This window comes from Cellulosilyticum ruminicola JCM 14822 (genome assembly GCF_001311925.1).
Classification (GTDB): domain Bacteria; phylum Bacillota; class Clostridia; order Lachnospirales; family Cellulosilyticaceae; genus Cellulosilyticum; species Cellulosilyticum ruminicola.
On the sequence record NZ_BBCG01000027.1, the window covers coordinates 1 to 12,497 of the forward strand.

Annotated in this window: 10 protein-coding genes; 3 read left to right on the forward strand and 7 right to left on the reverse strand. The window is 33.2% G+C overall.

Going from position 1 to position 12,497, the window contains the following annotated elements; all coding sequences use genetic code 11:
- Nucleotides 1–47: 47 nt before the first annotated feature.
- From JCM14822_RS10220 to JCM14822_RS10235, 4 genes are all read right to left on the reverse strand, one after another.
- Complete coding sequence (locus tag JCM14822_RS10220; protein ID WP_054742094.1) at nt 48–218, reverse strand: alpha/beta-type small acid-soluble spore protein; 171 nt, start codon at nt 216–218, stop codon at nt 48–50.
- Nucleotides 219–1,056: 838 nt separating this feature from the next.
- Complete coding sequence (locus JCM14822_RS10225; RefSeq protein ID WP_054742095.1) at nt 1,057–1,791, reverse strand: DUF554 domain-containing protein; 735 nt, start codon at nt 1,789–1,791, stop codon at nt 1,057–1,059.
- A gap of 123 nt (nt 1,792–1,914) precedes the next feature.
- Nucleotides 1,915–2,580 (reverse strand): YczE/YyaS/YitT family protein, encoded by a 666-nt coding sequence (locus JCM14822_RS10230; protein WP_054742096.1) that lies wholly within the window; start codon nt 2,578–2,580, stop codon nt 1,915–1,917.
- 644 nt (nt 2,581–3,224) lie between these two features.
- Nucleotides 3,225–5,252 carry a glycoside hydrolase family 31 protein gene (locus JCM14822_RS10235; protein WP_054742097.1) on the reverse strand — a complete coding sequence of 676 codons (2,028 nt, stop codon included), beginning with the start codon at nt 5,250–5,252 and terminating at the stop codon, nt 3,225–3,227.
- Nucleotides 5,253–5,379: 127 nt separating this feature from the next.
- Between JCM14822_RS10235 and JCM14822_RS10240 the strand changes: the two genes are divergently transcribed.
- Together JCM14822_RS10240 and JCM14822_RS25000 are read left to right on the forward strand one after the other, a co-directional pair.
- Nucleotides 5,380–6,009, forward strand: a complete 630-nt coding sequence (locus tag JCM14822_RS10240; protein WP_054742098.1) for an AraC family ligand binding domain-containing protein — start codon at nt 5,380–5,382, stop codon at nt 6,007–6,009.
- A gap of 5 nt (nt 6,010–6,014) precedes the next feature.
- Entirely contained in the window at nt 6,015–6,278 is a 264-nt protein-coding gene (locus tag JCM14822_RS25000) for a helix-turn-helix domain-containing protein (protein ID WP_083461380.1), read from the forward strand.
- 102 nt (nt 6,279–6,380) lie between these two features.
- Here JCM14822_RS25000 and JCM14822_RS10245 read toward each other — a convergent pair whose 3' ends face one another.
- From JCM14822_RS10245 to def, 3 genes are all read right to left on the reverse strand, one after another.
- Nucleotides 6,381–6,602, reverse strand: coding sequence for an MATE family efflux transporter (locus JCM14822_RS10245; RefSeq protein ID WP_054742099.1), 222 nt, complete (start codon nt 6,600–6,602; stop codon nt 6,381–6,383).
- Between the two features lie 265 nt (nt 6,603–6,867).
- Nucleotides 6,868–9,405 carry a beta-glucosidase gene (locus JCM14822_RS10250; protein WP_054742101.1) on the reverse strand — a complete coding sequence of 846 codons (2,538 nt, stop codon included), beginning with the start codon at nt 9,403–9,405 and terminating at the stop codon, nt 6,868–6,870.
- A 652-nt stretch (nt 9,406–10,057) separates the two neighbouring features.
- Nucleotides 10,058–10,510 (reverse strand): peptide deformylase, encoded by a 453-nt coding sequence (def, locus tag JCM14822_RS10255; protein ID WP_054742107.1) that lies wholly within the window; start codon nt 10,508–10,510, stop codon nt 10,058–10,060.
- Nucleotides 10,511–10,855: 345 nt separating this feature from the next.
- Between def and JCM14822_RS10260 the strand changes: the two genes are divergently transcribed.
- Entirely contained in the window at nt 10,856–12,319 is a 1,464-nt protein-coding gene (locus tag JCM14822_RS10260) for a DUF1846 domain-containing protein (protein ID WP_054742108.1), read from the forward strand.
- The last annotated feature ends 178 nt before the right edge of the window (nt 12,320–12,497 follow it).

Sequence of the window (12,497 nt, forward strand, 5' to 3'; positions counted from 1 at the left end):
CCCTATTTTATTCTCATTTTTAAATATTATATTCTACTTTATTGTTCTTATCCTTGGTGTGATCCTTTGTATTGTTCAAACACTTTTTGTACAATTGTTCCACCAATTTTTCCAGCTTCACGAGCTGTAATATCTCCATTATAGCCTTGTTTTAATGGTACTCCTACTTCTTTAGCTACCTCATATTTCATAGAATCGAAAGCGTTTTGATTTGCCATTTTCATGAGCCTCCTATAATGTTGCATATAAAGTATTATATAAAAATTATATATATAACTTCTCGATTACCTTGAAGTTACATTGATAGTATACGTATTTAATCTGTATCTATACTAAAAAATCATTTAAACCTTAATGTATTTATTTCCATGTTAAATAAATTTAACATACTTTCACTTATTGATAATATGTAGCTTGGAGCTTATACATATTGGCATATACACCTTGCTTATGAGCTGCTGATGAGATCCTTCTTCTACAATGCCATGATCTTGAAATACAACTGATATATATTTTTTAAATATGATGTTAATTCATATCAATTGATAGTCTATAATTAAATAAAACTCCAGTAGTACTGACAGCTACTTGCTGTCTTTGACGATTTGGTCTTATGGTAGAAATCGCCTTATTGTAGCTTCTATATCATATGTTGGCTCTAATTTTCTGTGTTTAAAAAAGTGTAGACAGATTTTTGTAGCTTGCGTGAAAAAAAGAGTCATAAGTCTACAAAAAATATACTTATAACTCTTAAACACCCATATATTATATATTAACGTCTATATATTTTCATATTCTAATGTATTGATTTAACCACTGCTTACAACTTTCTTTTACCTCATTGGACCAGCTTATAATTTCTTCATCATCTATATTTATTTCTATGATTTTAATTACAAATTCTATATCTTTTTTTACTTCTTCTAAAGTTAATTTTCTACAGGCTTCTTTTTAATACGCCAGTCACTATCTATAATAATTTTCACTGCATCAATCGCCATTGCATCTTTTAAATAATCTGTCATTCGTTCTAGTATTCCTTTTTTATTTAAACATTTACATAAACCCTAAAAGCGGCCAAATAATCTCATATGCCACGGGTATTAAAAGTGCTGGCAACATATTCCCTACACGAAATTTCTTACCAAAAGCTACATTAATACCTACACAAAAAATAAGTGCAGAACCTACAAAACATAAATCATTAATAATAGCATCACTTACAAATGAACCGCAAAAAGCTGCTATTAATGTAATACTCCCTTGATATACGAGTACTACAAGTGCTGAGAAAACAGCACCTATGCCACAAGTGGATGCAAAAATCATTACAATAATCGCATCTAAAACCGCTTTAGCTGCTAACATCGAATAATCCCCACTAATTCCATCTTGAATAGATCCTACAATAGCCATAGCCCCTACACAAATAATTAATGAAACATTGACAAATCCATCTACAAATTGACTATCATTTTCTCTTTTAACAGCCTTTTTAATCTTCTCACCTACATTGTCCATTCTAAACTCTAGATGCATCCATTCTCCAAAGGCTGTACCTATTACCATAGAAAAGATAAGAAGCATAGTGCCTTGTGTGCCAATGCTTCCATCTGTAATCACTAACATCTTTGTAAGCACCCCTGCTATTCCTATAAAAATAGTTGTGATGCCACAAGCTTGCATTAAAGATTCCTGTAACTGCTTCTTTAAACCATTCTTTAACAGTAATCCTACAATACCCCCGCTAATAACAGCCAATGTATTGATAATTGTACCAAGTCCTATCATGTCTAACGCTCCTTCTGTTTATATTTCCATCCAAAATATTATAGCAAAAAGCTGCCCTAAAATGTCAAAACATTTCAGGGCAGCTTTTTGTTATTTATTGAATCTTTATTTAAACATATTTTTCTACGCTTGTAACACTTTTGTAAGCGGCGATTTGAGCAGTTTACAGAAGTATTTTACAATCCATCCTGTACATAAAGCTGCAATAATTGTCCCTTCTCTTGTACCTTGAATGCTAAAGTCAAAGAAAATAAGTGATAATACGATGGCAAGTGTTACACAAGCCACATCAAATATTACTTTGATATTTCCAAACTCCTTATTTATTGTATCTGAAATAGCTTTTACAAAGGCCTCTCCTGAATTCATTACCACATCTGCAATAACGGCTAATGAAACACCAAAACCTACAACTACTGTCCCTAATGAAATCATTAAAATTCGCATCATATATGTATTTACTTCAATAGCTGCTACAATCCACATACCAAAATCAGTAAAATAACCAAATATAAATGAAAGTGGAATTTGTAATAATTGAATCCATTCAAATTTTTTTCTAAGTATAAGTATTTGTCCTACTATTAAAATACAGTTCCATATAATAAGCCAATTACCTAGTGATAAAGTAGTATATTTAAGACTTAATATATTGGCTGTTGAAGAAACTGGTGATACACCTAGTTCTCCCTTTTTAGTAATTGCTACACCTAATGCTGCAAAAAATAAACTAAGTATAAATAAAATGTAGCGCTTAGTAGTCTCCTTTTTTGTTCTTTCTAATGTCATTATTTTGTTTCTCCCTTCTATTGTACGTAATATATCTACCTCCTAATTATACCTCCAACTCTCCTTTTAAGTAACATTTTGCTTTACCACCTATATTCACTCTTTCTCCCAAGTCTTCACAAATTAATGTTCCCCCTCTTGATGAAAGTTGTTTAGCTATCATCTTTGTTTTATTTTACATAATCCCTTGTTTTTTAGCCTTTTGATCCATTTCATAAGAATAGTAAGCACTATCTACTAATACATTGACTTGTGGCACTTTACCAAGAGCATCTATTACATCTTCACAAAATCTAATATCACAATAGGTGTTAGGTTTAAGATCATAATGTGTAATAACACCACTATTGTCATTAAAACTTTCTACTAGATTTGCAACATATCCTACATTTCCACTATATTTCTCTCTATAAGTTGCATCTGGAGCACTTGGATTTTGAAGTATTTCGGAATGAAGGCTCTTCCCATCCTTTGAAACAGTTTTACCTTCTTCATTTACTTCTACTTGTTCTTCTAGGAGACGCTTTAATAGTTCAAATGCTCTACATTCTAGAATCTGAGTATCATATTTTGAACATACCTCCTAAAAGGATTGAATGTCCTAATAGCCATTCTAACTTAGTTATAGCTTCTTTACTTATTTTTTATAACACTTTCTTAAATACTGGCATATAGTCAATAGGTGCTTTGACATGTACCACTTGTTCACCATCAAATGCAATTTGATTAGATGTAAGGCTCCATTTACCTGTTGGTAAATAAACATCTCTTTCAAACTCATTGAGATGAAGAATAGGTGCTACCAAATATTCGCTACCGAACATGTATTGATCTGTAACTTCCCAACATTTCTTATCATCTGGAAATTCATAGAACATGGTACGAATAAGTGGTGAACCATTTTCATGTGCTTCTTGATATAAATCTCTAATATAATCATGCATTGCAATACGGATATCATAATATTTTTTCATAATGCGATAATTATCTTCGCCATAGCTCCAAAGTTCATTTGGTTGTCCTGTATGTAAATACCCCCCTCCAAAATCTCTATCATCAAGAGGTGGAATATTGTATGGTCCGCGATCTCCATGCATGCGAAGTACTGCTGAATATACTGCAAATTGATACCAACGAATAAGCAATTGTCTAAAATCAGGATTATTTACATCCTCTGTCATAAAGCCGCCGATATCTGTAGTCCACCATGGAATTCCTGCAAGTCCCATATTTAAGCCACATTGTAATTGATCTCTAAAGGCTTCAAATGTACTTGGAATATCTCCAGACCAAATCACATTGCCATATTTTTGACTGCCAGCCCATGCACAACGTAATAAGTTTACAACACTTCCATCTCCCCTTTCACTCATCTTGTCATAGAAAATGCGGCTATACATTTGAGGATACATATTACTTACTTGAAGTGCAGGTCCTGCATAATAACGATAGTTATCAAAATCATAAACACCATAATCTGGTTCTGAATTATCTAACCAGAAAGCATCTATACCAAAATCATAGTAATTTTTCTTACAAATTTCCCACACATATTCCCTTGTCTCTGGATTAAATGGATCAATTTCTACGCAGTCCCCTTGATAATCATAAGTTTGCATCGCACCACGTTCAGTTCTAATCAAAAGGCCTCTTTCTGTCATTGGATAGAAGTTTTCACTTCTACGGTCTACAGATGGCCACACTGATACGATGACTTTAATGCCCATTGCATGTAATTCATCTACCATAGCCTTAGGATCTGGCCAATATTTCTTATCAAATTTCCAATCTCCCTGCACTGTCCAATGGAAGAAATCTATAACAATTTGATCAATTTTAATGCCTTCTTTTTGATACTGGCGGGCAACTTCCAACACTTCATCTTGTGTACGATAGCGCAATTTACATTGCCAAAGTCCCATTAAATCTTCTGGAAACATAGGGGCATGTCCTGTCACATTAGTATAAGAAGCCATAATTGCTTTAGGTGTATCCCCTGCTGTAATCCAGTAATCCATCTCTTTAGTAGACTGAGCAATCCACTCTGTATAGTTATTAGCAAAAGTAACACGTCCTACGGCTGGATTATTCCAAAGCATACCATATCCTAAAGAAGAAATATAAAATGGTACAGAAATTTGTGAGTTGCGTTGAGCTAGTTCAAGTATGCTACCCTTTAAGTCCATATATGGTTGTTGATATTGCCCCATGCCAAATATTTTTTCTCCATCATTGCTATCAAACTTAAGATTCAATGTATAATCACTGCCACCAATGACACCTTTCCAATCTCTCCCTACAATCTTTAAGCAACGGCTTCCTTTAGAAATAGTTCCATCATAAAAACGGAAGTATTCTCGTAGAATAAGTTTATCATCTTTGAAAAACGAAAGAATGCCTACGAAGTTTACTTCTACTTTCATACGTCCATTTGTAATAGAAGCATATTCTCTCTTATCAATTGTGCCATCTCCTACCCAGTGATTTTTTTCATAAATCTCTATCTTACATGCTTTAGCTGGCACTTTTTCTGTTAAAGCCCATGCATTTCCTGTAAACTGTGGAAACATTGTGGCACGTACACGAAAAGAATCTTCTCCCCATGCTTCAATTCGCACTGTTTCTCCTTTTGTTTTAATAACTAACGCACCATGATCATTTATAAATTGCATTATTTATCCCCCTCATAAAGCATTAACTGATAATTTAATAACATTATAATGATTGTAAATCTAATTCACTACATCATATATGCCGAAAACTAACATAATAATGATTATTTATAGGGAGATATTCTATATGGGTAAAAATAGCGAATTACTTAAAGAAAAACTGCCTCATGGCAATGTTTTATTTCCACTTATGGTACATGAAGTGAGTTCAAATCCTAAAATAACTGAAAGACTAGCATGCCACTGGCATACAGAATATGAATTTTTGGTAATTACTAAAGGTTGTGCTCAATTTCAAATTGAAAATCAAATAATTCCTGTTAAAGAAAATGATATTGTGTTTATTAAATCTGATGATTTACATGCTATAACTACAACCTGTGGTATGCCCCTAGATTTCTACGCCATTGTATTTCACCCTGATTTACTCAATAGCCATTTAGGTGATGCCATCTGGCAAAAATATATTGAGCCTGTAAATACTGGTCTTTTATTTTTTCCAAGTTATATTTCACCTAATGAAAATTGGGGTATGGCGCTTTTACAAAACTTAAATAAAATCAAAGATTTGTTTGAACGTAAAGAAATGGGGTATGAACTTCTTATTAAATGCGCTATTTATGAAATATGGTATATATTATATACCCATGCTGCTCAAAACATTTCAGCTCATGAAAAGGACCAAACCCATAAAATTACTCGCATTAAATCTATGATTACCTGGCTTCAAGCCATTACACTGAATCTATTTCTCTAGAGCAAATGGCCTATGCCTTTCATATTAGTCAAGGTCAACTTTGTAGGTTCTTTAAGGGTATGACGCAAATGTCTGTTATCGAATACCTTAATTATTACCGTATTAGCAAAAGCATTCAACTCCTAGATTCTACCGATAAACAAATCAGTGAAATTGCCCTTGATGTAGGCTTTAATAATATTAGTTACTATAATAAAATCTTTAAATACTACATTCATATGACCCCTATGGTCTATCGCAAGTCTAATTCACTTAAACGCCCCTTATAAACCCTCATTTACTCTTGGCATTATTTAATGAATATCATAACACCTCGTCCTATATTTCTCATACAAAGAAGAACTGGCAAATTACCAGTTCTTCTTATATTTTTATTGTGCAATTTCCTGCCAATTACTTTCAATTTGCATCTGTTCATATCTTTTTAGCTTTGTACTTAATAAAGTAACAGAAGCTACCATCATCATAATAATCGGATAAGCCAAATTAACAGCCGCCAACTGATAGTCATCATGTAGCTGCCCTATAAAAAAAGTATCCACCAAATTATAAAGTACCATAATAAACATCCCCATAACTAACGGCAACCCCATCTTAACTACAGCATGAGCCGACTTTTTCTTTTCTCTCCCTTAGAATTATCCAAGTAGAAGCAGGAGCAATTGCCCCTACTATTCTAACTGTGGAGTAATTTCTTGATAGTCTTGGTGAAGATAATCAATGTGGTTTTAGGTGGGTTATTTGAGCAGCGCTTGCTTTATCACGCTACAAGTTCCCACTGTTACATTGATTATCGAATCTAGACTATCATAACTTACGGAAGATATAGATGTAGGGGCAACTACTCCCACCAGCTACTTAGCTTAATCCTTTAATTTCTTTGAGAATATGAATTGCACATGTTTGTAACTCTGCTCTTGTGATATGGTATGGATGACTTTCATCTTTTAATGCTTTCATAATATCATTAAAGTCCATAGTTGTTCCTGGCATGATAAGATCATTTCCTGCTTTTAAGCATCCAGCAGCAGAAGCTTCTCTATGTTTGCTGCCTTCTTTAATCATGATTTCTGTTGTTGCAAGCCAATCTGTCATAACTAATCCATCATATCCCCATTCATCACGAAGGACATATGTTTGTAAGTCTTTACTACTACATGCATGTTCACCATTTACTAAATTATATGATGTCATTAATGCACGTGGGTGTGACTCTTTGACACAAATTTCGAATCCACGTAAGTAAATTTCACGAAGTGCACGTTCACTTAAAATACTATTTGATGAATAACGGTTTGTTTCTTGGTTATTACATACATAGTGTTTAATAGTTGTTGCACAACCTTTATGTGATTGTACCCCATTTGTAATTGCAGCTGCTACTAATCCGCTTACAAGTGGATCTTCTGAGTAGTATTCAAAGTTACGTCCGCAAAGTGGTGAACGATGAATATTTAATGCAGGTGCTAACCATAAGTGTACACCAAACATTTCCATTTCATTACCTACTAAATCCCCAATAGTTTCTGCAAGTTCCACATTGAATGATTGTGCAAGTTCTGTTCCGATTGGAATAGCTACGCAGTATTGATAATATTCTGTAGCCGCAAGTTCTGCCTCAGTAGGTGGAACTGGTCTTAATTGATCATCTTCTTCTACATTTAAGAATTCAATAACATCTGCACCGAATGCAATAGTTGTTTCTTTAACAATGCCATCTATAATTTTGTAAGATGAACTTAAACGAATGCCAGCTGGACCATCAGCTAATACTAGTTTTTCTAAGTTATGAGACTTATCTAAACGGTGAGTTGTTTCACCAGCAGCACCTGCTACGCTAAATGCAGCTGCCCCGATGGCACTATCCTCCTTATTTCCATCTGTATAAACTCCAATACAAGTATAAATAAGTTCTTCATCAGTAAGAGTCCCTACAAATTCTTCAATAGATTTATTACCAGCTTTTACTTCATCCCAAGTGATTTTTCCATTACCATCTACTTCTGCCATAACTTCTGAGTAAATAGCTTGTGCTGCTACAATACTTGAAGTATCAAACATTACCACTTTTGCATTTTCTCTTTCTTTATTTTCACCTTCATGTGTGTATGGAGTCATTACAGGTTTTACTTCTTCTACTTTGTCTCCTACACAAATATTTTTAAGTTTTCTAGTTATAGCTGTTTCATTAACTTCTACAATACCTGCAATATGTGTATTTCTTGAGCTGTTACCACAACGCATGATATATTGACCTTTTTCTAAGATATAAGAAGCAATTTTTTCATCATAAGCTGCCATATCTATTACATTAAATGTTACAGCTACCACGCAGCTTTCCCCTGGTTGTAATTCTTTTGTTTTCACAAAGCCTGCTAAATCTTGATATGCATGATCTAACTTTGTTCCTGTTGCAGAGTAGTATACTTGTACAACTTCTTTTCCAGCTGCTTTACCAATATTTTTTACGTTTGCTTTAACAGTTACTTCTTGTCCTTCTAATGTGAGATCTACTGGTGTCACATCAAATTCTGTGTAACTTAATCCATAACCAAATGGATAAACTACTTCTTTACCTACTGTATCAAAATAACGATAACCTACATAAATACCTTCTTTGTAGTATGTATCATCTTTATGACCAAATCCCTCTGTAGATGAATAATCTTCGATAGCTGTCCATGTCATTGTAAGCTTACCTGATGGATTCGCTTTACCTGTAATAATATCTGCAAATACATCTCCTGTAGGTGTTCCTAATTGTCCAAGAAGTAATATATTTTTCACTTCTTTAACAGGTGATAAATCTATCATTCCCCCTACATTTAATACAAGCATGAATTTTTCATATTTCTCATTTAATGCTAAGATATCACGTTTTTCTACTTCTGTAAGCTGAATGTCTCCAGCACTTACTTCTCTATCTGCACCTTCTCCACATTTTCTTGCAAGTACATAAATTGCTACATCGCCTTCTCCTTCTAATGGAATATCATATTTTGGCTCTAACATAGCTTTTCCTAATACTGCAAATCCTAATACTGGAACACCTTGTGCTTTAGCTTGTTCTTGTAATTTGCTATAGTGTGCTACTTTTGCTTTATATAAAATGTCATCATAATCATCTAACCATGCAGTTGTTGTAATTTCAAATCCTGCATTTTTAAGCCCTTCTTCAATATTTACAAAGTGACGTATATTAACATCTCCTGAACCTGTCCCACCTTTAATAGTGTTTCTAATACCGTTTCCATATACAGCAATTTTACCTGTTTCTTTAAGAGGAAATGTATCATCTTTCTTTAAAAATAGCGTACATTCTGCTGCTAAACTTCTTACTTTAGCAATGTGCTCTATTTCAAAACTTTGTACTGCTCTATCTTCAATTCTAATCATGTCTATTCTCCTTTATTATTAATAAAAAATATTATAATTCAAAAAATTGTACAAATGAACATGAATTTATTATTATTTTAAATTAATTTTTTCACAAAAAAAGATGTCTTATTGTAAGACATCTTTTTATATTTATTTTCACTAATGTTTAGTTACTAACTAAAATTTCCATTGGCCTATACTTCTCAAATATGCTTTACAGACTCAAAAAATAATTTCTATATTTATCCAGTAAAGTTAGATACACTAAGGGTATAATTACTTGGATTGCTATTCACTTTTCCATGTTTTAAGAAGTACTAAATAATGCTATTTTATAGCATTGCATCTTGGTTACATGTTTGAATAGCTGATTTTTTATTTTACACTTTAAATTGATTAAGCTTATCTTTATTTCAGCATTTTCACTATGTCCCAACGTTTTTTATAAAACCATGCTATTTCTTCTGAACTATAACACATGAGATGAGTTACAAATGTAAGCTCTTTACCTGTGAGATTGATGCTGGCTATTTTCACGTCAATGGAAATAAAAGTTAGTAACTAAACAACAATGTTCTTTTATCTATATTTAACTTATTTCTACTTAGAATATTCCTTTTACATATCCATTTTTAATTACGTTCCTAGTTAAATATATATGTTTTTAAGCTTATTCAAGTTCTTCTATAGCATGATCTAAGAAGACGATACCATCTAAATGATCTATTTCATGGCAAAAGCATTTTGCCATATCCCCTTCTCCTGTAAGTGTTACCTTTTCACCTAATTCATTTAAAGCTTCTACCACTACCTTTTGTGGTCTTATGGTTTTGACAAAGCGGTTTGGAAAGCTTAAACAGCCTTCTACACATTCCTGAGTACCACTTTCACTAATAATTTTAGGATTCACTAATTTGAGTAATTGTCCACAAAAGTCTATGACAACCAAACGCCTTAAAATGCCTACTTGAGGTGCTGCTATGGCTGCACCATTTTTAGTATGATGTAATGTTTCTAACATATCCTCTAGCATTTGTTTAATTTTATCATCTACTTCTTTTACCTCCTTACATTTTTTTCTTAAGATTGGATCTTCATCATAACGCAAATTTCTAATAGCCATTATCATCTTTCCTCCATACGCTTTATTTACTTTTCTCTTATTCTTAATTTATTATATTCTCATAATATATTCTTATAAATACTTCTCATTAAAATATTACAGACAAAACCAATATACTTATACAAATCTGCACATACTGAAAATAGTCACAACAATCGCATGATATACATCACAAATAAACATATATATATATAATATATATCTTTTCTTCGTGATTTTTTACGAAATATCTGTTTTCACGAACTATTTTAGTGCTTATATGCATTATCTATGATACACTTAATCTTTGTTAAAAAGAAACGAGTTTCTTTAGGGCTTAAATTTATAAGAAAAGGAAGATTAAAAATGAAAATTGGATTTGATAATAACAAATACTTAAAGATGCAATCTGAACATATTCGCGAACGCATTAGTCAATTTGGTGACAAACTTTACTTAGAATTCGGCGGAAAGTTATTTGATGACTATCATGCATCTCGTGTATTACCAGGTTTTGCTCCTGATAGTAAACTTCAAATGTTACTTCAACTTGCTGATCAAGCTGAAATGATTATTTCTATCAATGCTGCTGACATCGAAAAAAATAAAGTAAGACATGATTTAGGAATTACTTACGATCAAGATGTTTTACGTCTCATCGAAGTATATAGAGAAAAAGGACTTTATGTGAGTAGTGTTGTTATCACACGTTATACAGGTCAAGCTGCCCTTAAATCATTCGAAGCGAAACTTGAAAACAGAGGTATTAAAGTATACCATCATTATTCTATTGAAGGATATCCTAATAACATTGCTCACATTGTAAGTGACAAAGGATATGGTAAAAATGATTATGTTGAAACAACTCGTCCATTAGTTGTTGTAACTGCTCCAGGCCCAGGAAGTGGAAAAATGGCTACCTGCCTTTCTCAGTTATACCATGAAAACAAACGTGGCGTAAAAGCTGGTTACGCTAAGTTTGAAACTTTCCCTATCTGGAACATCCCACTTAAACACCCAGTAAACCTTGCTTATGAAGCAGCTACTGCTGATTTAAATGATGTAAATATGATTGACCCATTTCATTTAGAAGCATATGGCGTAACTACTGTAAATTATAACCGCGACATTGAAATTTACCCTGTACTTGCTGCTATGTTCGAAGGAATCTATGGTGAATGTCCTTACCAATCACCAACAGATATGGGTGTTAACATGGCAGGTAATTGTATCATTGATGACGAAGTTTGTCAAGAGGCGTCCAGACAAGAAATCATCCGTCGTTACTATCACTCTATGAATCGTCTTAGAAGAGAAGAAGCAACTAAAGATGAAATTTATAAATTAGAATTATTACTTAAACAAGCAAAAGTTACAACAAATGACCGCCCAGTTGTACCAGTTGCAAATAAATTAGCGCAGGAAATCGGTGCACCTGCTGCTGCATTAGAACTTCCAGATGGCACAATCGTTACAGGTAAAACAACAGATTTACTTGGTGCTTCATCTGCGGTCCTTTTAAATGCTATTAAAACATCAGGTGGCATTGCAGATCAAATTCACCTTATTTCACCTGACTTTATTGAACCAATTCAAAAAGTTAAAACAGTATACTTAGGAAGCAAAAATCCTCGTCTTCATACAGATGAAATACTTATTGCACTTTCTATGTGTGCAGCTACTGATCCAAATGCAAGACTTGCGCTTCAACAGCTTCCAAAACTTGCAGGTTGCCAATTACACACATCTGTTATTTTATCTTCTGTAGATAGACAAACATTTAAAAAACTTGGTATCGAAGTAACTAATGAAGCTGTATTTGAGAACTAGATAGTTCTCTGGAGTCGTGGTGTGTTAGAGCTGCTCATTCCGTAATTTGCTGATACTCTAAGCTTAATAAGTAAAGAGTATCAGCAAATTACTCCACAGGCAGACTCTAACACACCACGATCCCAGCTTTCTATTAGGATTCTCATTGGGTGTCATCTTTTGATACCCTTTTTGCATA

Excerpts from the sequence above, each read along its gene's own strand:
- JCM14822_RS10220 (WP_054742094.1), bottom strand. The coding sequence starts at position 218 with ATGGCAAATCAAAACGCTTTCGATTCTATGAAATATGAGGTAGCTAAA.
- JCM14822_RS10225 (WP_054742095.1), bottom strand. The coding sequence starts at position 1,791 with ATGATAGGACTTGGTACAATTATCAATACATTGGCTGTTATTAGCGGG.
- JCM14822_RS10230 (WP_054742096.1), bottom strand. The coding sequence starts at position 2,580 with ATGACATTAGAAAGAACAAAAAAGGAGACTACTAAGCGCTACATTTTA.
- JCM14822_RS10235 (WP_054742097.1), bottom strand. The coding sequence starts at position 5,252 with ATGCAATTTATAAATGATCATGGTGCGTTAGTTATTAAAACAAAAGGA.
- JCM14822_RS10240 (WP_054742098.1), top strand. The coding sequence starts at position 5,380 with ATGGGTAAAAATAGCGAATTACTTAAAGAAAAACTGCCTCATGGCAAT.
- JCM14822_RS25000 (WP_083461380.1), top strand. The coding sequence starts at position 6,015 with ATGGCCTATGCCTTTCATATTAGTCAAGGTCAACTTTGTAGGTTCTTT.
- JCM14822_RS10245 (WP_054742099.1), bottom strand. The coding sequence starts at position 6,602 with ATGGGGTTGCCGTTAGTTATGGGGATGTTTATTATGGTACTTTATAAT.
- JCM14822_RS10250 (WP_054742101.1), bottom strand. The coding sequence starts at position 9,405 with ATGATTAGAATTGAAGATAGAGCAGTACAAAGTTTTGAAATAGAGCAC.
- def (WP_054742107.1), bottom strand. The coding sequence starts at position 10,510 with ATGGCTATTAGAAATTTGCGTTATGATGAAGATCCAATCTTAAGAAAA.
- JCM14822_RS10260 (WP_054742108.1), top strand. The coding sequence starts at position 10,856 with ATGAAAATTGGATTTGATAATAACAAATACTTAAAGATGCAATCTGAA.